The following is a 23,341-nucleotide window of genomic DNA, read 5'->3' on the forward strand; positions in this document are numbered from 1 at the left end:
GTTCCGGTGATACCCATCATGATCTACCCGCAATGCAAATCGTCGTTGATAAGCCTGGGCCTGCTGCTAGCCGTTAGCAGCGCCCACGCCGCCTATGCGATGGTGACCTGGCCTGCGGGCTGGGAAGTTGAGCCATTGCCTGCTACAACCGCAACTGAAGGGCAGCCCTCGGTCCAGATGAGACAGCGTGCGGTGAAGAATGATCAGAATGGAAATCCGGTCATGGTCATGGAACTCACCCAAACGCGGCTTCAGCCAGGGCACGAGGTAAATGTGCAGAGCGTGTTGTTGGAGATGCGCAAGGCGATTCAGATCAACTTTGCCCGCGATGGCTTCCAAAGCGTTTGTAGCAAAGTCCACGAGGGCACCCTGAGTGCATTGCCTACGCTGGAGACGACCTGCAGCATTACTCAGAACGGCGGTCACGTGATGACTCAGACGCTGGTGGCGGCGGCAACCAAGGACACGGCGTGGTCGTTGTCATACGCAGGTTCTGCTGACGGCTATGCCGCTACGAAGGATGAGGTGCAGCATATTCGCGACAGCCTTCAGTTAGTAGTTGAGCAATAGCACTCCGCTGTTAGTGGCATAGCAAGTGTTAAAGGGATGGCGCCAAATAACAGGAAAAAAGAAGCCCGCCGAAGCGGGCATTGGGGCGCTAATCCTTTAGCAGCCTTCATCCTGTAAGAATCGATGTGAAAAATATGTGAAGGATTTCCGTTCCCAACTAATGGAGTTCAGACGCGGGTTGCGGGTGTACTCAAAAACAGTGAAAGGCACTCTACCAGCCTTCAGATGAATTATTCAGAATGTGACCATTCAACATTGAAACGCCACTAGATTATCTGGCGTCGTGTATTAAGCCGGACGTTTACTGCAAGCGCCTTGTGTTACATCCCTGACAGTCGAAACATGATGAAAGGTCCAATACAACACGTAGGACATAGTCTGAGTCGGCTGTACGAAAATGTACTGCTGAAACGTCAGAACTATTTTTTTGCCCATCTAGTGATACTTTCCTGTCTGAACGCTGAACGAGTTACATATTAGCGCGAACGTAATATTGACAGCCATTAAAAAGCCCTGCCAAGCAGGGCTTTTTAAGTGTGACAGTTTGATCAGGCGCGAAGCCATGAATCTACAGCGTCAACACCGTACTGCTCTTTCCAGGACTTCAGGCCGCGGTGATTGCCGCCTTTGGTTTCGATCATTTCGCCGGTGTGCGGATTCTGATAAACCTTGACGACACGGGCCCTGCGACGCTTGATTCCTGATGGGGCGGCCTGTGGTAGCGAGCTCTTGGGGTCGAGGATGGCGACGATGTCGCGCAGGCTCTTGCCGTAGGTGCTCATCAAACCTTGAAGCTTTTGTTCGAATTCAATCTCCTTCTTTAGTCCGGCGTCATTCTTCAAAGTCTCCAGCTGTGCAAGCTGTTCTTGAAGGGCTTTTTCTGCTGCGCGAAACTCGGCAAGTCTGGACAAATAGGTTTACTCCGACAGTGTAGTTGGCTGATTTTAGCCTGACAAAGCGATAAGAAAAAAACGTCTGGCCGATGCGATCCCTCAGTTCTCTACCCAACCCCCTGAGCGTTTTCCGTCGGGGGAAGAAACTAACGGTTTGCTGTCAATCACGTTTGGTGAAAGGGGTAGTTGTTAACCAGCGACGGACAAATCATGCACTTTTTTTTCGAGTTAGAAAATAGTCTTATGCAATTCATTAGAGTAAAGGGAAATTTACACTTAACCGGCAGTCGTGTTTTTTGTCATATCGGGAGAAGCTGCTTGTAAGTTATTTCCGAGATTAGCGGGGTCTGTGGAAACCATTAGCGCCCGCTACGGGCGCCTGATTTAGAGCCTTAGAGGCCTTGCTGCAAGGCCGGGTCGTCTGGATTTTGTTGCTCAAGTTCTGCGAGCAACACTTGGACCTTTTGCAACTGACCGCTTTCTTGCCAGTAATGTATCAGGAGCACTCGGCTGCGTCGGTTGGCGGGTTGACGCTGCAAAATGTCTTCAAGCTGCTTCTGCGCAGGCTCCAATTGCTCCAGACCGTGCAGCGCGACCGCCAGGTCATAGCGGAAATCATTGTTTTCCGGGTCCAACTCCACGGCTTTTGTCAGGCCCAGCAGCGCGTATTCGCTTTGCCCGTGATTGAGCAACCACATACCAAAGGCGTGCTGCAGCATCGAAGACGAGGGATTGTGCTCAAGCAGCTGTCCCAGCAGGTGCCTGGCTTTTTCAGCTTGCCCTTGCTTGTCGAGAAGGTCGATCTGCGCCAGTGCGGCCTCCAGATTGCCCGGCTCAAGGGCGAGGGCCTGCTCCAGGGCTGTTGCGGCCCGTGCTGGATCATTGGTGTGCAAATAAAGCCTGGCCAGTTGCAGTTGACTTTGACTGGTCGCGGGGACCTTGGCTTGCAGCGCCGTTTTATATTCCTCGACGACTTGCTCCAACGGGGTGAAATACAACCCGACTTCATCTGGCGTGAGTCCCAGCAATGCTTTCGCCGCGCTGAATCGGGTATCCGGCTCTTTTTCATCGAGCAAAGGGCCCAGCAACACGCTGCGCTGACTTCCAGATACGAGTTTGACGATCGCATCAATCGCCGCTTGTCGAACGAGGACTTCATCGCTGTGCAGCGCTTCGCCGGCCAGCTTGAGCGCCTGCGGACCTGGGAAATTTGACAGTTCAACCAATAGGCCTGCACGTCGGGGGCCGGACAAGTCGGTGCGGGCGAATTGCTGATAAAGCACGCGGGCGGCACCGGGTTTGCCGTCTTGAGCCTGTGCCAGAGCGCGGCCGTAACTGATGGTGTGGACAATAGCGGGCGGAGCAGAGGGGCCACTGCGCAACCAAAGCAGACCACCCCCTACAGCGATGGCCAGACATGCGATGGAGAAACCAATGGGCCATCGACGACGGGTTTTCGGCTCGGCGGGTGAACCGTTTAAAGGCGGTTTGGGCATACCAATTTCCAATTCATAACGGCTTGCAGCTTCAGCGAGTGGTTGTCAGCTGTCAAACGACGATCGCAGGGTGCGGTTGCCAGACGAGCTTTTCCGGGCTCAAAAAAAACGCCTCCCAGAAACAGGAGGCGCCTTTAGTGGGGCTAGCGAAGCATTAAGACTGAGGTTGCCAACCGCCACCCAATGCCTTGTAAATGGCAACAATCCCACGGTAGGTGTCGATCTCACCCAGGGCCTGAGAATCTTCGGCTGCCAGGCGTTCACGTTCGGCATCCAGCAACACCAGGAAGTCAGCGGTGCCTTCACGGTACTGAATCGAGGCCAAATCTGCCGCTTTACGGCTCGATTCACTTTGACGGATCAACGAGATCAAACGTTCCTGACGCTTGTTGTAATCGCTGAAGGCGTTTTCCGACTCCTCCAACGCCAGCAACACGTGCTGCTCGTAGTTGGCCAGCGCACCGTCAGCATCGGCATTGGCCCCGCGAATCCGCGCTCGCACGCTGCGTAAATCCAGCGCCGGCCAAGTGATGCTTGGGCCAAGCGACCAGGCAGCAGCAGCCGAAGAACCGATCTGCGAACCACGGGCGGCGGTGTAACCGAGAAAACCGGTGAGGCTGACCCGTGGGAACAGGTCCGCCGTGTTCACCCCGATTTGCGCGGTGGCCGAGGCCAATTGGCGCTCAGCGGCACGCACATCAGGACGGTGACGCAGCAGTTCGGTGGGATCGCCAATCGGCAAGGCCTTGGCAATCGCTGGCAACTGCGCTGGGCTCAGGTCGACTTTCATCGATTCCGGACGCTCACCCATCAAGGTCGCGATGCGGTTTTTTTCCCGCACTTGTTCAGCTTGCAACTGCGGCACGGTGGCTTCAACCGCCGCCAGACGGGCATCGGCGCGCACCACGTCGAGTTCGTTGCCGACCCCGGCGTCACGCATGCTGACGGTGACAGTGCGCGATTCCTGCTGGTTTTTCAGGTTGTCCCGGGCAATTCGCTCACGCAGTTGCGCGCCGCGCAGCTGGCCGTAGGCATCCACCAGTTCGGCGGTGATGCTGATCTGCAACTGGAACAGATCGGCTTCGCTGGCTTGCTGATCGGCATTGGCCGACTCGATCTGGCGCTGGATGTGACCAAACAGGTCGATTTCCCAGGCCATGTCCAGGCCCGCGGTGTAACTCTCGATGTTAACGCGCTGATTGGTCTGACCCGGCACTTGCGCCTTGCCTATCTGGCTGCTGACGCCGCTGGTGATGATCGGCATCTGGGTGTACGCCACCTGATCACGGATCGCCCGGGAAGCTTGCAAACGAGCAAACGACACGCGCAAATCCCGGTTGCCGGTCATCGACTGAGCAACCAGTTGATTCAGGACCGGATCATCGAACTGCGCCCACCAGACTGACTCAGTGTGAGTGCGGTCGTAATTGCCTTGGGCGGCAGACAACACCGCAGCCGCTGGGGTCACTGGGGCCTTGTAATCCGGGCCGACGGCGCAGGCCGCCAGCGCCAGAACCAACAGGCTCGGGAGGAAAAACTTTACCGTTGTGACGCTCATTGTTGCGACTCCAGCTTCAGGGCCTTGTCAGCTTCGTGAGCCTGTTTACGGGCTGCTTTACGGGCTGCTTTGCGACCTACATAGTTACGAATCAGCACGTAGAACACCGGTGTCAGCAGCAGACCAAAGAAGGTCACCCCAAGCATTCCGGAGAACACCGCTACACCCATGGCATGACGCATTTCAGCACCGGCACCGCTGGAAAGAACCAGTGGCACAACACCCATGATGAAGGCGAAGGAGGTCATCAGGATTGGGCGCAAACGCAGGCGGCAGGCTTCCAGAACAGCTTCCAGCGGCGTCTTGCCTTTCTCTTGCTCGTCTTTGGCGAACTCGACGATAAGGATCGCGTTCTTACACGCCAAGCCCACCAGTACGATCAAGCCAATCTGGGTGAAGATATTGTTGTCGCTGCCCGCAATGATCACCCCGGCGATAGCCGACAGCAGGGTCATCGGTACGATCAGGATCACCGCCAGTGGCAGGCTCCAGCTTTCGTACAAGGCAGCCAACACCAGGAACGCCAGCAGTACGCAGAGTGGGAAGACCAACAGCGCCGTGTTACCCGATAAAATCTGCTGATAGGTCAGGTCGGTCCATTCATAGGTCATGCCGTTTGGCAGTTCATCTTTGAGCAGTTTCTCAATCGCTTCCTGGGCTTGGCCTGAGCTATAGCCCGGTGCCGCGGCGCCGTTGATTTCTGCGGTGATGAAGCCGTTGTAATGCTGAACGCGATCAGGCCCTGAGGTATTACTGACCTTGATAAAAGTCGCCAACGGGATCATTTCGCCAAGGTTGTTACGTACTTTCAACTGACCGATCTGCTCACCTTCCTGGCGGAACTGTTGCTCGGCCTGAACGTTGACCTGATACGTGCGGCCAAAACGGTTGAAGTCGTTGGCGTACAGCGAACCCAGGTAGATCTGCAGCGTGTCGAAAATATCACTGATGGCCACGCCATGAGTCTTGGCTTTTTCACGGTCGATGGCAGCATCGACTTGGGGCACGTTAACCGTGTAGCTGGTAAACAGTGCGGCCAGTCCTGGCGTAGTGCGGCTCTTGGTGATGATGTTTTGGGTTTCTTTGTACAGCGCGTCGTAACCCAGGTTGCCACGGTCTTCGATCTGCACCCGGAAGCCGCCGATGGTACCGAGGCCTTGGACCGGTGGGGGCGGGAAGATCGCCATGTACGCTTCTTGAATCGAACCGAACTTGCCGTTCAACGCACCGGCAATCGCACCGGCTGATTCACTGGGGTCCTTACGTTCGTCAAAAGGCTTGAGTGTGACGAACACGATGCCGGCGTTCGGGCTGTTGGTGAAACCGTTGATCGACAAGCCAGGGAAGGCCACCGCACTGTCCACGCCCGGCTGCTTGAGAGCGATATCGGACATGCGTTTGATCACGTCTTCGGTACGATCAAGGCTGGAAGCATCCGGTAATTGCGCGAAGGCCACCAGGTACTGCTTGTCTTGAGTCGGCACGAAACCGGTGGGGGTGTTGGCAAAACCGAACCACGTCAGCACGATCAGGCCGGCATACAGGAACAATGCAATGCCGCTGCTGCGGATAACGCGGCCTACGGTGCCGACATAACCATGGCTAGCTTTGTCGAAGAAGCGGTTGAAGGGGCGGAACAACCAACTGCCCAACAGTTTATCGAGAAAGCGCGAGAAGCCGTCTTTCGGTGCGTCATGCGCTCTGAGCAATACGGCCGACAGGGCAGGGGACAAGGTCAGGGAGTTGAAGGCTGAAATCACCGTGGAAATGGCAATGGTCAGGGCGAACTGCTTATAAAACTGACCGGTCAAGCCCGAGATGAAGGCGGCTGGGATAAACACCGCACACAGCACCAACGCGGTGGCGATGATCGGGCCGGTCACTTCACTCATGGCTTTTTTGGTGGCTTCGATCGGACTGAGTCCCAGCTCGATATTTCGTTCGACGTTCTCCACCACCACAATCGCGTCATCCACCACGATGCCGATGGCCAACACCAACCCGAACAGTGACAGCGCGTTGAGCGAGAAGCCAAACAGGTGCATGACCGCAAAGGTACCGATCAACGACACTGGTACAGCGACCAGTGGAATGATCGAGGCACGCCAAGTTTGCAGGAACAGAATGACAACCAATACCACCAGAATCAGCGCTTCGAACAAGGTGTGAACCACTGCTTCGATGGAGCCACGCACGAAGATGGTTGGGTCATAGACGATGGAGAAGTCCATGCCTTCAGGGAAACTCTGTTTCAGTTCGGCCATTTTGGCCCGAACTTCGTTGGAGATTTCGATGGCGTTGGAGCCAGGACGCTGGAAGATCGGAATGGCTACAGCGGGTTGGTTATTCAGCAGCGAGCGCAACGCGTATTGACTGGAGCCGAGTTCGATTCGAGCGATGTCTTTGAGGCGCGTGATTTCACCATTGGCGCCAGCGCGGATAATGATGTTCTCAAACTCTTCCTCCGTGACCAGACGACCTTGAGTGTTCACCGACATCTGGAAGCTGGTGGCATTCGGTGCCGGCGGTGAGCCCAGGGAACCGGCGGCAACTTGACGGTTCTGTTCGCGAATTGCGTTAACCACGTCGGTAGCGGTCAGGTTGCGCGAGGCTGTCTTGTTTGGATCAAGCCACACTCGCAGCGAGTAATCGCCCATGCCGAACAGTTGCACGTCGCCGACGCCACCCAGTCGTGCCAGCTCATCCTTGATATTGAGGATGGCGTAGTTGGACAGGTAGAGCATGTCGTAGCGTTTGTCCGGGGAGGTCAAGTGGACCACCATCGTCAAGTCGGGAGATGCCTTGTCCACGGTAATACCGATGCGCGTCACTTCTTCTGGAAGTTTCGGCTCGGTGCGGGTCACACGGTTCTGGACTTGCACCTGGGCGTTGTCCAGGTCAGTGCCCAGCGCAAAGGTGATGGTCAGGGTGATCTTGCCATCGGCCGTAGATTGCGAGGACATGTAGAGCATGTTCTCGACACCGGTAATGGCCTGCTCCAACGGCGCAGCAACGGTTTCGCCGATCACTTTAGGGTTGGCGCCAGGGAAGTTTGCACGCACCACCACGGTCGGCGGCACCACTTCCGGGTATTCACTGATCGGTAGTTGGAACAGCGAAATGGCACCAGCGATCAGGATCATCAGCGACAGCACCGCTGCGAAGATCGGTCGCGATATAAAGAATTGAGAGAAGTTCATGAGTTATCCCTTAACCGCGTGGGGAAGCGTTGCTTGCCAATTTGGCTGCCACTGCTGCTTGCTGAACATTGCTGGCCTCAAGCGCTTCACGCTGTTTGGCGAGAGCAGCGAGGGTTTCAGCGCTGGCCATCGGGCTCATTTCAGGGTCTACCACGGTACCAGGGCGAACCCGTTGCAAGCCCTTGACCACGATGGTGTCGTCTTTGCTCAAGCCGCTGCGGACGATACGCAGGCCTTCGAGTTTCGGACCCAGTTCAACGCTGCGGTAAGCCGATTTGTTGTCAGCGCCTATAACCAGTACGAACTTTTTACCCAAATCGGTACCGACGGCTTCATCGTTGATCAACACCGCAGAGTAGGTGCCGCTGCCGACCAGCTTCAAACGGGCATACAGGCCGGGTGTGAACTGACCGTCGGCGTTATCAAACACTGCGCGCCCGCGAATGGTGCCGGTTTGCGGATTGACCTGGTTGTCGATGAAATTCATCGTGCCTTGGTGGGTGTTGCCTTCCTCGTTGGACAGACCCAGGAATACTGGGGTGGCCTGACCGCGTTTACCTTTGCGTGCCAGCTCTTTGTATTTCAGAAAAACACGTTCGTCCGCGTCGAAGTAGGCGTACACCTTGTCGGTGGAAACCACACTGGTCAGCGCTGTCACGTCGGCGGTCACGATGTTGCCGGCGGTGATTTCTGCACGGCTGACGCGGCCACTGATTGGCGACGTCACGCGGGTGAAGCTCAGGTTCAGGCGAGCAAGATCCAGTTGAGCCTGGATGGCATCGACACCGGCTTTTGCTTCTTGGGCGGAGGTGGTACGGGTGTCAGCCAGTTCGGCGGAGATCGCGTTGCTGCTCAGCAGGCGCTGGCCACGTTGCGCTTCGTTACCGGTACGGGTTTGTGCGGCGCGGGCTTGAGCCAGCTGGGCTTCCAGACGATGAACTTCAGAGAGGAACGGGCGAGGGTCAATCTGGTACAGCGTGTCGCCTTTTTTCACCAGGGCGCCGTCGGTGAAAGAGACTTGATCGATCTGGCCGGAAACCCTTGGGCGGATTTCAACGGTTTCCGGTGCTTCCAAGCGGCCAGTGAACTCGTCCCATTCGTTGACAGGCTGTTCGAGTACCTTGGCCACGGTCACTTTCGCAGCAGCGGGTGCGGCTGCCGCTGCAGGGCCGTGCTGACCACAGGCACTGATCACGATCAGTGCCAGTGCAGCAAGGGGGTAGCGCAAGTGATTGAATGACTGTGCCATGGGAATAATCCGCCAATATTCGTTGAGTTGGCGGATTCTGTTCTGACAGCTTGTATTGCACGAATCGAATAAACCGAAGGTTAATATCAGTGGGAATGATAGATACCCCCCTCGAAGGCTCTAGATCAGGCTATCGGGGTCACCAAAGAACATTTGAATGCGAGAACGCAGCCAGCGCTCGCCCGGATCGTTGTCCTGCGAGCCGCGCCATGCCATGTGTAAATCGAAGGTGCGGGTTTCGATGGGGACGTCCTCGGAGCGTACACCGCCTGCGGCCGTCAGCACTTCTGCCGCGTAATCTGGAACCGTCGCAACGATATCCGTGCCCGCGATCAGCGTCGCCAGACCGTTGAATTGCGGAACCGCCAGAACCACATGGCGCTTACGGCCGACCTTTTCCAAGTGTTCATCGATAAACCCACCCAAGTCGCCAGCAAACGAGACCAATGCATGAGGGCGCGCGCAGAAATCATCCAGGCTCAAGGGGCCAGGCACGGTATCGGCCCGCAACAACTTGGGTTTACTGCGGCGCAAGACTTTGCGCTTGGCGTTGGCGGGCAGGTCAGTGGTGTAGCTGACGCCAATGGAAATTTCCCCAGAAGCCAACAGCGCGGGCATCAAAATGTAGTTCACGCGGCGAACCACCAGCACGATGCCGGGCGCTTCAGAACGTAGCCGTTTTAATAGCGAAGGCAGTAACGCGAACTCCGCGTCATCGGACAAGCCGATCCGGAAGACGGTTGTGCTAGTCGCTGGGTCGAATTCCGACGCGCGACTGACGGCCGTTGAAATGGAGTCAAGGGCCGGGGAGAGCAACGCGAAAATTTCCACCGCACGGGCGGTGGGCTCCATGCTGCGGCCAGTGCGCACAAACAGCGGGTCATCAAACAACCCACGCAACCGCGAGAGCGCCGCACTGATCGCCGGTTGTCCGAGGAACAGCTTCTCTGCAGCACGAGTGACACTGCGCTCATGCATCAAGGTTTCGAACACGATTAGCAGGTTGAGGTCGACGCGACGCAGGTCGTTGCGATTCATAGACAGATGATCTCGGGCCGTTTGTCGATGCGTTGGTCTGTGCCAGCACGGGGCTTGCGATCGTTCTGCTCAGGCACTAATGCCCAGGTGAAAAATCGCCGAAATGAATAATACGAGGATTCTGTTGTTGGGACATCGATAAATTCAACGTCAGTGGATTTATCATCAACGTCAATGATAGTCCAACGTTGAAACGCTACCGTTGGGAACGCTGAGGGAACGCTCGTCGTAGGATGTACCCCAATCAGAAATGCTTCCAAACGACCGAATTATAAAGGTGGGTTGCATTGTCGCGCCCACATGCTATTCAATGCGCCCCAGAAATGGCAGGATTCCAGCGGTTATTTGCCGGTGATTTTACTGACCAATAAAAATTTCAGAATCAATGACAGACATGTCGACTATTAATAGCCACTGATAGTGTTCGCGGAAAACCCCGGATAGAGTCATGGCATTAAGGTTCATTAGGCGAGGTTCGAAATGTCCCGCACAATCCGTTTTCATCAGTTTGGTCCGGCGGAGGTCCTCAAAATCGAGGAATTCCCTGCTGCGCAACCGGCACCCGGTGAGGTGCAAGTGCGCGTCGAAGCGATCGGCATCAGCTGGTATGACGTTCTATGGCGGCAGAATCTGGCACCTTCACAAGCTCGTTTGCCGGCTGGACTTGGCCAGGAAATGGCTGGTGTTGTTTCGGCATTGGGTGAAGGCGTTACCGATTTGGCAGTCGGTGACAAAGTGGCAAGCTTCCCGGCAGCCACTGCCAACCAACATCCGGTCTACGGCGAGTTGATCGTTTTGCCTCGAGCAGCATTGACCCGCTACCCGGACCTGTTGACGCCGGTTGAAGCGAGCGTTCATTACACACCGCTGTTGATCGCCTATTTTGCCTATGTTGACCTGGCGCGGGTAAAGCCGGGGCAAACCGCACTTATCACTGACGCGACCCACTGCGCTGGCCCGGCCTTCGTTCAAATGGGCAAGGCGTTGGGCGTGAAAGTGATCGCGGCAGCCAAATCTGCAGAGCAACGTGACAACTTGCTGGCCCTTGGGGCGGATAAAGTCGTTGTCACTGAAGAGCAAGACTTGCTGATCGCTATTAATAAATACACCGACAACCGTGGTGTAGATGTGGTGCTCGATGGTTTGGGCGGCCCGCAGATGTCGATCCTGGGTGACGTTCTTGCACCACGCGGCAGTCTCATTCTGTACGGCTTACAGGGTGGCAATCAAACACCGTTCCCGGCCTGCGCCGCGTTCCAGAAAAATATTCAGTTCTTTGTACATTGCTTGGGTAACTTCACCGGCAAGCCTGAGTTGGGTATCACACAAGACGAAGCTGCCTTGCAACGTGCGTTGCGTGAAATCAATCAGCTAACAGCTGATAGGGTATTACTGCCGCAGGTCACCCGGATATTTGCATTTGACGATGTTGTTGCAGCTCATCGCTATATGGACCAATGCCCCGTCACCGGGCGAGCGGTATTAGTGGTCGATCCTGCTTAATACTGTTTGTTTGCTCTGCCGGCGCCGCTGTTCAGGCGCCGTGAAACGAACAGCCCGCTGTCATCTAACGTCTTTTGCAGCCCAGAAATCTTGCCGTCATCCGGCAGGATTTTTTTCGTCTGCAATGTTTCAACAGACGCTTAAAGTAGCTCGGGCCCGCGTTGCGCAAGGGGTTTGACCCTGCGCAATAAACACAATGCCCAGTAAGCAGCTATTAATAAACGCGCGGCGTATAAGTAATAAACGCCGCTGAGAAAACGGAAGTTTAAAAGTTGCTGCGCTGCATTATATGAGAATTCTGTACCTTGTAATCATTTCTCAAATACTGATAATAGCCCGGTAATTATTGCTCAAGGAATGAGTCATGGTCGAACAACAATACATCTCCAGCTCTTCATCCCTGCCTGAACTTAACCCTTATTGCGTACGGAGTTGGGGCTGGATGACAACTGTCTATCGCTCGATAACGGGTTGTCATTGCAGCGGAATTGCCCTATGAGTTCTATTCATGAACAGGCAATGAACTACGTTTACCAGCAAGTATTGCAGCGGTTGACCAGTTACTTTTCTCGCGCTGAGCGAACCGCTCTGCAACTGTTTATTCAGCGTTTAATTGTGTCCGCCGGTGGTATCGAGCGTATTGGGACTTACAAGGTGATGGTTGCGTTCAGCGGTGGAAAGGACAGTGCTTACACCGTGGCATTTTTACGTGCGGCGCAATTGAGCATCGCTAACCGGTCGCCCACCACCTTCTCCCTGCGAGTGGCCACCCTGCGTCACGCTGGCATGACGTCGGCGGTGATGGACAACATCCACCGCAGTTATTCCGCTTTATTTCTGTATGACGACCCACGCGTCGAAGTCTTGATGGTGGATCACCAGTTCGTCAGAACCTTCAATATTGAGTCACCGTTTTCTTCGGCAGGCCGTGAGCGAAACCGCTCGGACATGCTGCTCACCGGCCACATGACGGCCGGTGACGGTCGCGCGACCTTCTGCAACAGCTGCTATTTGGGGCTAGCAGATTTTTTCGCCCGCGCAGCCTGCTGGGGTACCGGGATCGATTCACTGGTCAGCGGTGATTCACGCAAGGAACAAAAACAGTACATGGCCTGGGCCATGCGCTTGGCTGAGGGGCTCGATCTGCCTGCATCAGACTGGCGTAACCAAAGTTTCAACGGGGTACTCAAAACCGTTAGTGGAGTAGGGCAAGCGTATTATCACGAGCTGTACGGCGAGGGCGCTGAGGCCACCGGTCGAACATGCGCTTACCCGAACAAAGCAGTGGTTCCCGCATTCCTCACGCTTTTCGATCTGGTGAGCTGCAATGCAGAGGATCATTGGCCGTTACTGATCGAATTCCTGAACTTTCAGTTTGATGACCTTTCATTCAATTTCAGTGAGTCGGATTGCGCTAATCCGATGTTGATGGCGCATATGCGCGGCTTGCAAGCCCAGTATGTGAATGATCGCACGTACCCGGAAGGCGTCAGGGAATACCTGATACTGGCGAAAGCTTTGATGCGCGGAAAAAAAATGCCAGAGCAATTGATCGACCAAGCCATGGCCGCCTACGACACCCTCGCAAAAATCGAGGCCAGGCGCATGCTGTCAGCGGCCCATGCGCTGGATGCATTTGGTTTGAACGATGCCCAACTGGTGTGCCTGCTGTTTGCTCCGTTTGTCGATTCCGGTCTGTTCCTTGAGGCGTTCCTTCGTCGTTGCCATCCCGGCATGCTCGTTGCGCTGCCCGACTTGCACAAAGCCCTAATGGGGTTGCCGGTGCCCGAGCACGTGACTCAATGGCTGATAGATATCAGCGGCCTGAGTAAGGTGGGTCTGCAAGCGCTGTATGGCAAAAAACGTGTGGATTTCAATGATCCAACTTCGTTGATTGCGAGGGTTCGCGCAGGGGACCCGGACAAGCGTCGAATCATGACGGTGGATGCCGAAACGGGTGAGCCATCGGCTCAAACAGTGTCTGGGCGCTGAGTGGAAATTCTTCCGGTGAAGTCTACCGGCACCCGGTCATCAACGGCCGAGGAGGGCTGTCACTCATGAAAGACGTGCCTAGCTTTGCGTATCAGGCGGTGTACCTGTACCTCAATCGGTTGATCGACAACGTGCAGTCCGGCACCTCGACTAAATTGCCCTCATTGCGGCACCTTGCCGGGCGTCTGAAGGTCTCCGTTTCCACCGTTCAGTATGCGTACTGCCTGCTGGAAAAGGAGGGCCGGGTGTGCTCGATACCTAAATCCGGGTACTTCACGCTGGCGGGCGTGGATCGTCAGATACCCGACGAGGGCGGGGATTTGCTTGAAACCTTGTACGCAAATGCCCGACGCCCCGGCATGTTTGTGCTCAGCCATGACGACCCGACGGTACTGGCGTCATTGGAAAGTCCACTGTTAATGCTTGAGCGTGAGTTGATTCGACATTACCCGCGCCGGGCCTATTCGGTGTTTCAGCCTTTTGGCGAACTTGAGCTGCGCACCGCCTTAGCAGACCGCTATACCACGTGCGCGGTGCATGGCTGGTGCTCCGATAACGTCTATGTCGGTGCTGATTTGAGTGGCGTACTCAAAATTGTCCTCGATGTCTTGGCGCTGCGTGGTGGGACGGTGTTGGTCGAATCACCCTGTTCATGGACTATTTTGCGGGTGTTGAAATCGTTCAATATCCGTGTGATCGAAGTGCCCCTCGATGCTCAAAGCTGTGTCGACCTTGCTTGTTTCCAAGCCCTGCTCAGTAAAGAAAATATCGGTTTGGCGCTGCTACCCTCTTGCGTCAGCCCGATAATCGGACCGGCTGCGGTGGAGAATCGCCGACAACTGGCCGGTTTGTTGAATCAGCACGGCGTTTGGGTGTTGGAGAACGATAGCCATGGCGAGCTGTGTTTCGAGCAATCGGCGAACCGATTGCGCGATTGGGTCAATCCTCATCGACTGATGGTGTTCTCAGCTTTCGACAAAATCATCGGACCTGAGGCGCCTTATGGTTACGTGCTGTGCAAACACCTTAGAACTGAATTGCAGCAGCACTTTCTGGTGCGCTCATTTCGGCTGTCGCCTATTCGTCAAAAAGCCATCGCCCGGCTTTACAGCACCGGGCGAATCGACCTGCACGTTATTGGGCTAAGGCGACTACTGGAAGACCGGATGCTGATGATGGCAACGCTGCTCAACGAGCGCGTCGGTGACAGCTTGCGATTTAATCTGCCCGTAGGGGGGGCGGGTATCTGGGCCGAATGCATACAGCCCGTAAACATGCGCCAAGTATTTGATCGTCTACTCAAACATCGAATTTCTATTGCACCCGGTGAGGTCTTTAGTCTTCAGGGGTTACACCAACAGAACCTGAGAATAAGTTTTGCCTTTGACTGGACCCAGGACATTGGCAGGGCGTTGGATTTGCTGGACCGGGCGTTGCGCCAGGAACGCCTGTAAACAGCGGGTTAAACGGTGGCGATTAAGCTTGCCAATGCCAGCCATTGATCCAAAAATATTTGCCAGCATCGGGCCATAACTGCTATCTGTACGCCCATCCAGTATGGGCAACAAACGGCCGTTTTTCTCCAGTGACCATTAACCCCACCGACGACCCTCGCTATACCGTAGCCGTACGCGCCTTGTGCGAGTTCACGGCGAAGGTGGGCGACCTCGACCTGCGCTTTACCCCGGCGCCCACTGCCCTGGAGGGTATGGCTGGTCACCGTATTGTCGTCGCTCGACGCGGCGACGGTTATGAGTCCGAAATTGCCCTCAGTGGCGAGTACCTGCACCTCAAGATCCGGGGCAGGGCAGACGGCTATAACCCGGCGCTGAATCAGCTGGAAGAAATCAAAACCTACCGCGGCGACTTGACCGCCATGCGCGCCAACCACCGGCAACTGCATTGGGCCCAAGCCAAGATGTATGGCTGGTTACTCTGCCAGCAGCTTGAACTGGATGAAATCCGCGTCGCACTGGTCTACTTCAACGTTGTCAGCGAAGAAGAAACCACGTTACGCGAACAGCACACGGCGCTTTCACTGCAAACGTTTTTCAACGAGCAGTGCGCGGTGTTTCTGCGCTGGGCGCGTCAGGAAATGGCGCACACTCAGGCGCGCAATGAGTTACTGGGCACGATGGCGTTTCCTCATCCGACGTTTCGGACTGGGCAACGGGCATTGGCCGAATCGGTTTACAAAGCCGTCAGCACCGGGCGCTGTCTGATGGCGCAAGCGCCTACTGGTATTGGCAAAACCGTGGGCACGTTGTTCCCGATGCTCAAAGCCGCCCCCGGCCAGAAGCTCGACAAAATATTCTTTCTAACGGCCAAAACCCCGGGCCGCAAGCTGGCACTGGATGCCTTGAAGGTCATTCGCCACAGCGCCCCGGAACTGACCTTGCGTGTACTGGAAATGGTGGCGCGCGACAAAGCCTGCGAACACCCGGACAAAGCCTGCAATGGCGATTCCTGTCCCTTGGCCAAAGGGTTTTACGACCGGTTGCCAGCGGCCCGCAGCGCGGCCTTGATTAACCCCTGGCTTGATCAAGCCGGGTTGCGTGACGTGGCGCTACAGCATCAAGTCTGCCCGTATTACCTGAGTCAGGAAATGGCACGTTGGGCCGACGTGGTCATCGCCGACTACAACTATTATTTCGACCTCAGCGCCTTGTTGTTCGGGCTCTGCCAGCTCAATCAATGGCAAGTGGCAGTGCTGGTCGACGAAGCGCACAACATGGTTGAGCGTACGCGGCAGATGTACAGCGCCAGCCTCGACCAGCAAAGCCTGAACGCCATTCGGCCCGGCGCGCCGGCTTCGGTGGGGAAATTCCTCGAGCGACTTGACCGCGACTGGAGTGCGCTGCACAAAGACCAGGACGCCGGGTATCAAGCCTACCCCGATACCCCGGGTAGATTTTTGCAAAGCCTGAGCTTTTGCATCGCAGCCATTGGCGATTACTTCAATGAGCACCCGCATGCAGTCGACGGAGTTTTGCAGAGCTTTTATTTCGAAGCGATCCAGTTCTCACGCATCGCCGAGCTGTTCGATGACCACTTCGTCTTTGACATCAATAAACGTGAGCTGAAGGACGTCCGCAGCCTGTCGCGATTGAATTTGCGTAACGTGGTGCCAGCAGCGTTTATCCGTCCGCGCCTCACCACCGCGCGCAGCACGGTGCTGTTCTCGGCAACCTTGAGTCCGCGTCATTACTACGCCGACCTGTTAGGCCTGCCACCGAGTACCGCGTGGGTCGATGTCGAGTCACCGTTCTCCCGTGAGCAGTTGGACGTGCGCATCATCAGCCAAATTTCAACCCGTTTTGTCCATCGCAAGGCGTCCCTCGCGCCCATCGTCGAATTGATGGCCGAGCAGTTTCTAAAACAACCTGGAAATTACCTGGCGTTCTTCAGCAGCTTCGAATATTTGCAGCAAGTTGCCGACTTAATGCGCGAACGCCATCCACACCTGACCCTATGGCTGCAATCGCGAGGCATGGCGGAAGCTGAACGACAGGCCTTTCTCGATAAATTCACCGTGAGCAGCCAAGGCATTGGTTTCGCCGTATTGGGCGGGGCCTTTGGTGAAGGCATTGACCTGCCGGGCACCCGCTTGATTGGGGCGTTTATCGCAACCTTGGGTCTGGCCCAACTGAACCCGGTCAATGAACAACTCAAGCAGCGCATGTCGCTGTTGTTCGGCGCAGGTTACGATTACACCTACCTTTATCCGGGCCTGCAAAAAGTCGTACAAGCTGCCGGACGCGTGATTCGCGGGGTTGAGGACCGTGGCGTGGTGATGCTGATCGACGACCGATTTGCCGAGCGCAAGGTGCAAAACTTGCTGCCCGCGTGGTGGCAGTTGTAAAACCTTCAACGGCTTACGGATAGATAGCTAAGCGCCACGGTCAAACTGCCAGTAAACTGCCGCGCCACGGGCTGTTTCGTCATTTGTTTATGCGGATTGCGTGCAGCAGGCCCACTCATTTTTGTAATGGTTCCACCCATGGAGGTTTCTTATGAGTCTCAGTCCATTTGCCGGCAAACCAGCGCCCGCAGAACTGTTGGTCGATCTCCCGAGATTGGTGACGGCCTATTACACCGGTCAGCCTGATGCTTCGGTCTCCACCCAGCGCGTTTCTTTCGGCACGTCTGGCCATCGCGGCAGCTCGTTTGAACTGAGCTTCAACGAATGGCACGTATTGGCCATCAGCCAGGCGATCTGTCTGTACCGACAGGCAAACGGCATTGACGGCCCGCTGTTCCTAGGCGCAGATACCCACGCGTTGTCGACCCCGGCCAGTGTCACCGCACTGGAAGTGTTGGCCGCCAATGGCGTGCAGGTGATGATCGCCGAAAACGACGAATACACGCCTACGCCGGCGATTTCCCACGCGATCATTTGCTACAACCGCGGTCGCACCAGCGGGCTTGCAGACGGCATCGTAATTACCCCGTCGCACAATCCGCCGGAAAGTGGTGGCTTTAAATACAACCCGCCCAATGGCGGCCCGGCTGACACCCACGTGACCAAATGGATCGAGGCCAAGGCCAACGAGCTGTTGGCTGAAAAGGTACTGGGCGTCACGCGGATCAGTTATGAAAAAGCCCTGAAGGCCGACACGACTCATCGCCACGACTACCTCAACACCTATGTTGCCGACTTGAAAAATGTAATCGACATGGACGCCATTCGCGGCGCTAATCTGCGCTTGGGCGTCGACCCTCTGGGCGGTGCTGGGGTGCGTTACTGGTCGGCCATCGGCGAACACTACGGCCTGAACCTGGAAGTGGTGAATAAAGAAGTCGATCCAACGTTCCGGTTTATGTGTGTCGATTGGGACGGTCGTATACGGATGGACCCCTCGTCGAGCTTTGCCATGCAAGGCTTGATCGGTCTCAAAGACCGCTTCCAAGTGGCCTTCGCCTGCGACCCGGACCATGACCGCCACGGCATCGTGACCCCGACCGGGGGCTTGCTGGCGCCGAACAACTACCTGGCTGTCAGCATCGATTACCTGTTTCAGAACCGCCCGCAATGGCGCGCCGATGCAGCCATCGGCAAAACCGTGGTGAGCAGCGGCATGATTGATCGCGTGGCCAAGCGTTTGGGCCGGCGTCTATATGAAGTGCCCGTGGGGTTTAAATGGTTTGCTGACGGCCTGTTCGACGGCTCCCTGGGCTTTGGCGGTGAAGAAAGCGCGGGCGCGTCGTTCTTGCGCAGAGACGGCAGCGTATGGACCACCGATAAAGATGGTTTGATTCCGGCCTTGCTGGCGGCAGAAATTACCGCACGTAAGGGCCGTGACCCTAGCGAGATCTACCAAGCACTGACAGAAGAGCTGGGCGAACCGTTTTCGACCCGGGTCGAAGCCAAGGCCAATCCCGCGCAGAAAGCGCTGCTGGGCAAGTTGTCTCCCGATCAGGTGAAGTCTACGGAGCTGGCTGGGGAAACCATTCAGAGCATCCTCAGCCACGCGCCCGGTAATGATCAGGCCATTGGCGGTTTGAAAGTCATGACCGAAAATGGCTGGTTTGCGGCACGCCCTTCGGGCACCGAAGATATTTACAAAATCTACGCAGAAAGCTTTATCGGCGAAGACCACCTCAAACGCTTGGTGGCCGAAGCTCAGGTCCTGGTAGACGCGGCCATCGCGCCTTAATTGCCGCTAAGCGAGCGCGAAAAAAAAGGGACGGCATCAGCCGTCCCTTTTGCGTACCGCCCACAATTACGCCACATCCACCAAAACGACTTCGCTGTCCTCAATGGCTGTTACTGTCAAGACGCGCTCATGTTCTACCGCCACGCCATCGCGTGCCACCGCCCGCAGGCCATTGACTTCGATAACGCCGGTTGCCGGAACCAGGTACGCACGACGGCCTGCATCCAACCGATACTCAGCGGTTTCACCTGCTTTAAGGTTAGCCGCCACTACTCGCGCATCCGCACGAATCCGCAGGCTTTGGTCATCGCCGACCTTACCGCTGGCCAACGTCACGAAACCTTCACGGTCGCCCTTGGGAAAAGGTTTAGCGCCCCAGGACGGCGCTGAGCCGGTCTCGTCGGGCACGATCCATATCTGAAAAATTCGGGTCTCTGTGGACTCCTTGTTGTACTCGCTGTGGGCAATTCCGGTGCCTGCGCTCATGACTTGAACATCGCCGGCTTCGGTCCGGCCTTTATTGCCCAGGTTGTCCTCGTGGCTGATTGCACCTTCACGAACGTAGGTGATGATTTCCATGTCGCGATGCGGGTGCTTAGGGAACCCGGTACCTGCGGCAATCACATCATCATTCCACACCCGCAATTGACCCCAATTCATACGTTTCGGGTCGTAGTATTCGGCAAAAGAGAAGTGATGATGAGCGTTCAGCCAGCCGTGGTTTGCGCCGCCCAAGGTGTTGAAAGGTCTTAATTCGAGCATGGTTATGGCCTCTCCAGAGCAGAACCGACTGCGTGCTTCAGTGCTGCTGAGCGTTGTGTGGGTTGATGGGAAGTATCATCTATCAAATATTGATCAGTAAAAAGCGGGATTTTTGCAGTAAAAATATCTACTTATTCGATGTTATAGCGTGAGACTGATACATTGTTATTCACTATGATTGACTTTGAGTAAAAAACTGAAAGAAGGCCTGCGCTTTCACAGAATAGGAGCATTTCCATCATGGCAACTGCTGCAAAAACTCGATCTATTACCGCTCACGTACCCGTGCAATTAGCAGAGAGGGTTGATTTAATGGCTGAGCGTCTGGAGCGCTCCAAGAATTGGATCGTCAAGCAAGCTCTTTCTGCCTGGATTGACCACGAAGAGGAGCGCAGTCGCCTAACCCAAGAGGCTTTGGCAGATGTGGACGCTGGTAGAGTCATTAATCATCAGGCTGTCCAGGCTTGGGCCGACAGCCTCAGCACCGAATCCCCGCTACCAGTGCCACGCTGATGGAGTTGAAGTGGACAAGCAAGGCGCTTTCCGACCTTTCCCGGCTGTTCGAGTTTCTGGCCACCGTGGACCGATCCGCTGCCGCGCTTACAGTTTTAAGGCTCACGGTTGCTCCAGACGTTTTGATGAACAATCCACGCATTGGCGAAAGACTTGAAGAGTTTGAGCCACGGGATGTGCGCCGAATCCTTATTGGCCACTATTAGATGCGTTACGAAATTCAAGATTCCACGGTCTATTTGCTGCGCCTTTGGCACACACGCGAGGATCGATGACGCTCAGTAGACTTTGCGACTTTACCTGCACTTGATCGGCTAACACGCTGATCGCAAAGCATTTCACTAGAAGTCATCGCTGAATGCGGCCACCATGTCCGTCAATTCGCTCACAACTGACACCTGGAGCCCGCGTGCCGCATCAATTGCCTGATGATCTTTCTCTTCCTGAACAGCTGCCTTGGATTAAACGCCTGCTGGCTCGTCTGATTGGCCGCAGCCTCAATAGCCTGCGCGCGCTGCATTCACCTTCATGGTCACAAGGACACGCAGACGGCTACCTCAATGGCCATGGGGAAGGCGTGAACGAAGGTTATGCGGAGGGTCGTCTGGACGGGGTAGAAGAAGGACGTCAGGTCTTGCTGATTCGTGACACTCGTCCCACCGAGCACCGTGGGCCGCGCATCGACGACCATCTGTTTGATGATTGGCGCTTGGCCCTGACTCCCGAGCTGAAAAAGCGGATCAAGGCCGATGTTGCGCTAAAGCTGCCGGCACATGTGCAGCCCAGCGCGGCGCAATGGAAGATGATTTTCAGCGACACGCCGTCTACGTATGTCATCGCAGGTGCTGGCGCGGGCAAATCCACGTCGTTGGTGCTTCGCATTTTGCTGCTGAGTCATTATTTAGGCTTTGAACTCAGTTCTATGACCGTAGTGACCTTCACCCGAGAGTCGCGCAAGGACTTCATCAACAAGCTGATTGAGATCATGGGGCTGTGGGGTCATACCCTGAGCTTGAAAGAGGGCCGGGACTTGGTGCGCACCTTTCACTCGCGCATCTTGCCGCTGGTGCGCAGCTTGCCTGGCTTCGGCCAGTTGCGTGCGTTTGAGAACCTTAGCAACCAAGCTCTACAATCGGGCTCGGACGAAGGGGCCGACAGCAACCCGTTTGACCTGCGAATCAACGATGCGCAGCGCCAGCAATTGAACCTGTGCTATCGAGATCTGTACGCGAGTAACGAACGGTTTCGGGACGTCATGTCACAGCTGTTTCGCCACGCCCTGCAACTAAAGGAACTGGACCGCGATCATCCCGACGTGCAAAAACGCGTCGTTGTGACCGAGCTCTCCGCCAAGCGCGACGAAGAGCTGTGCGACACCATTGAAGACCTGTGGATCCACGCCAACGCATGGCCTATAAACGGCATTGAGCCTATGCGCCAAGCCGTTGAAATCAATGGTTTTTCGTTTCATTTCCATGGCTACATTGCCGAACTTGATGCCTGGGTGGTGCTCGGGTTTGACCCGTCTGAAAACCAGCAGATGAAGCGGTCGTCGGCAAAGTTGCCGGTCTGGGCTGAATGGCTGATCAAGCGCACCCTGTTTCAAGCTTTCTGTCGCAAGCCTGTGATATGGCTAGAGAATTACGATTCCGCCACACGCGTTTTACAGTCATTGGCGGGGGCGGCAGTGGCCGGCCCGGGTTTCGACTACAAGGTGAAAGGTGAATTGAGCGCGGCCCCCGTGCTGGATGGATTTGTCGCCGCTGCCAGCTTTATTGAGAACTTGGGCCTGGATGTGCCCGCCGCCGTGGCACAGATGAGCTTTGCCGCGAACGACCCGGATCGGTATTTCTTTGAAGCCCTGAGCCTATTTTGGAAAGCATTCGAAGGGCACCTGCTGGCGCAAACACCACCGGTCATGACCTACAACAGAATGTTTGCCTTGTTCGGCGAGACGTCACCGGAGAATCTCAAACAGATTAGCGATGAGCTGCTGCGGCCGCTGTCGCACTTAATGATCGATGAGTTCCAAGACGTTTCGCCACAAATCGTTTCCTGGATTCGTGCCAGCCTGCGGGAGATACGCAGTCGTGGCCCGGCGCTGCACGTGGGCCGGGTGGCGCAACGTTCGTCATTACTCTGTGTAGGCGATGATTGGCAGTCGATTTACGGATGGCGCGGCAGTTCTCCAAAGTACTTCATGGCGTTCGCCAAGGAGTTCGCATCGCCCGCCACTACCAAAGTGATGCTAATTGATAACTTCCGTAGCCATCAGCACATCATTGACGCCGCTGAACACATCGTGCGCAGCGCGCCAGCGATTGCCGGCAAAAAGGCCAAGGCCGGTGGCGCGGCTCAAGAGTTGGTACCGGTGACGGTGCTGGACCGTGATGACGACGAACTCACCGAACGTTTGATCCAGCATTACAACGACGGTGACTCCATTTTGCTGCTTTACCGGAAAAGTAACGAAAAAGCCAAGTTTTCCGAAGGCTTACAGTCGCTAGTTAATTACGATTCTGGGTTGCCGACGGCGTCTCGACGGTTTAAACAGCTGACCTATCACAGCTCCAAAGGCCTCCAGGCTGACGCTGTATTTTTGCTCGGGGATTGCCAGCATCTGACCCAATCACCGTTCAAAAACCAAGCTTACCGTCTGGCGGGATTGGGCAAAGACGGCGATGCGGATCCCTTCGACTCCGCCCAGAAAGACGAAATACTGCGATTGGCTTACGTCGCCATTACTCGCGCCGTGCGCCATTGCTATTGGTACATCGATAAGAACAACAGCACGGGGTCCGCAGACAACTCGGCAGTGCCTAAAGCGTCCGACAAAATTACGGGCCACAGGCCCTTTTTCGACGACAGACGAGGCAAGGCAGACAGTCAGGGCGATTGAAGCGAACGTCT

Annotated in this window: 15 protein-coding genes and 1 pseudogene; 9 read left to right on the plus strand and 7 right to left on the minus strand. The window is 55.8% G+C overall.

Annotated features, from left to right (window positions below):
- Window positions 1-18: 18 nt before the first annotated feature.
- Window positions 19-570, plus strand: a complete 552-nt coding sequence (locus RHM59_RS03835; protein ID WP_322164517.1) for a DUF4946 domain-containing protein — start codon at window positions 19-21, stop codon at window positions 568-570.
- 548 nt (window positions 571-1,118) lie between these two features.
- On the opposite strand, the gene RHM59_RS03840 is transcribed toward RHM59_RS03835, so the two are convergent.
- The 6 genes from RHM59_RS03840 to RHM59_RS03865 all read right to left on the minus strand — a co-directional run bounded on the left by RHM59_RS03840 (window position 1,119) and on the right by RHM59_RS03865 (window position 10,004).
- A complete protein-coding gene (locus RHM59_RS03840; protein WP_322164516.1) occupies window positions 1,119-1,481 on the minus strand; it encodes a histone-like nucleoid-structuring protein, MvaT/MvaU family in 363 nt (120 codons plus the stop codon).
- A 374-nt stretch (window positions 1,482-1,855) separates the two neighbouring features.
- Window positions 1,856-2,959: a tetratricopeptide repeat protein gene (locus RHM59_RS03845; RefSeq protein WP_322164515.1), complete on the minus strand. Its 1,104-nt coding sequence runs from the start codon at window positions 2,957-2,959 to the stop codon at window positions 1,856-1,858.
- 154 nt (window positions 2,960-3,113) lie between these two features.
- Window positions 3,114-4,517, minus strand: a complete 1,404-nt coding sequence (locus RHM59_RS03850; RefSeq protein WP_322164514.1) for a TolC family protein — start codon at window positions 4,515-4,517, stop codon at window positions 3,114-3,116.
- A complete protein-coding gene (locus RHM59_RS03855) occupies window positions 4,514-7,717 on the minus strand; it encodes an efflux RND transporter permease subunit (protein ID WP_322164513.1) in 3,204 nt (1,067 codons plus the stop codon). The genes RHM59_RS03850 and RHM59_RS03855 overlap by 4 nt, the downstream gene beginning before the upstream one ends.
- A gap of 10 nt (window positions 7,718-7,727) precedes the next feature.
- Window positions 7,728-8,966 (minus strand): multidrug efflux RND transporter periplasmic adaptor subunit MexE, encoded by a 1,239-nt coding sequence (gene mexE, locus RHM59_RS03860; RefSeq protein ID WP_322285989.1) that lies wholly within the window; start codon window positions 8,964-8,966, stop codon window positions 7,728-7,730.
- A gap of 120 nt (window positions 8,967-9,086) precedes the next feature.
- The gene (locus tag RHM59_RS03865; RefSeq protein WP_322164511.1) at window positions 9,087-10,004 is read right to left on the minus strand and encodes a LysR family transcriptional regulator; all 918 of its coding nucleotides are present in this window, start codon (window positions 10,002-10,004) and stop codon (window positions 9,087-9,089) included.
- 480 nt (window positions 10,005-10,484) lie between these two features.
- Here RHM59_RS03865 and RHM59_RS03870 point away from each other — a divergent pair, with 480 nt between their 5' ends.
- The 5 genes from RHM59_RS03870 to pgm all read left to right on the plus strand — a co-directional run bounded on the left by RHM59_RS03870 (window position 10,485) and on the right by pgm (window position 19,156).
- A complete protein-coding gene (locus tag RHM59_RS03870) occupies window positions 10,485-11,507 on the plus strand; it encodes a zinc-dependent alcohol dehydrogenase family protein (RefSeq protein WP_322164510.1) in 1,023 nt (340 codons plus the stop codon).
- Between the two features lie 495 nt (window positions 11,508-12,002).
- Window positions 12,003-13,499 (plus strand): hypothetical protein, encoded by a 1,497-nt coding sequence (locus tag RHM59_RS03875; protein WP_322183856.1) that lies wholly within the window; start codon window positions 12,003-12,005, stop codon window positions 13,497-13,499.
- 65 nt (window positions 13,500-13,564) lie between these two features.
- Complete coding sequence (locus RHM59_RS03880; RefSeq protein WP_322285990.1) at window positions 13,565-14,953, plus strand: PLP-dependent aminotransferase family protein; 1,389 nt, start codon at window positions 13,565-13,567, stop codon at window positions 14,951-14,953.
- 131 nt (window positions 14,954-15,084) lie between these two features.
- On the plus strand, window positions 15,085-17,361 hold the full coding sequence (locus tag RHM59_RS03885; protein ID WP_322285991.1) for an ATP-dependent DNA helicase: 2,277 nt from the start codon (window positions 15,085-15,087) through the stop codon (window positions 17,359-17,361).
- 151 nt (window positions 17,362-17,512) lie between these two features.
- Window positions 17,513-19,156, plus strand: a complete 1,644-nt coding sequence (gene pgm, locus RHM59_RS03890) for a phosphoglucomutase (alpha-D-glucose-1,6-bisphosphate-dependent) (RefSeq protein WP_322164506.1) — start codon at window positions 17,513-17,515, stop codon at window positions 19,154-19,156.
- Between the two features lie 66 nt (window positions 19,157-19,222).
- Here pgm and RHM59_RS03895 read toward each other — a convergent pair whose 3' ends face one another.
- On the minus strand, window positions 19,223-19,918 hold the full coding sequence (locus RHM59_RS03895; protein ID WP_322164505.1) for a pirin family protein: 696 nt from the start codon (window positions 19,916-19,918) through the stop codon (window positions 19,223-19,225).
- Between the two features lie 240 nt (window positions 19,919-20,158).
- Here RHM59_RS03895 and RHM59_RS03900 point away from each other — a divergent pair, with 240 nt between their 5' ends.
- From RHM59_RS03900 to RHM59_RS03910, 3 genes and pseudogenes are all read left to right on the plus strand, one after another.
- The gene (locus RHM59_RS03900) at window positions 20,159-20,431 is read left to right on the plus strand and encodes a ribbon-helix-helix domain-containing protein (protein WP_322164504.1); all 273 of its coding nucleotides are present in this window, start codon (window positions 20,159-20,161) and stop codon (window positions 20,429-20,431) included.
- A pseudogene (locus RHM59_RS03905) lies at window positions 20,431-20,706 on the plus strand (type II toxin-antitoxin system RelE/ParE family toxin). The gene RHM59_RS03900 and the pseudogene RHM59_RS03905 overlap by 1 nt, the downstream one beginning before the upstream one ends.
- 134 nt (window positions 20,707-20,840) lie before the next feature.
- Complete coding sequence (locus RHM59_RS03910) at window positions 20,841-23,330, plus strand: UvrD-helicase domain-containing protein (protein ID WP_416195048.1); 2,490 nt, start codon at window positions 20,841-20,843, stop codon at window positions 23,328-23,330.
- Window positions 23,331-23,341: the final 11 nt, after the last annotated feature.

It is taken from the genome of Pseudomonas sp. MH10 (assembly GCF_034353045.1).
Taxonomy (GTDB): domain Bacteria; phylum Pseudomonadota; class Gammaproteobacteria; order Pseudomonadales; family Pseudomonadaceae; genus Aquipseudomonas.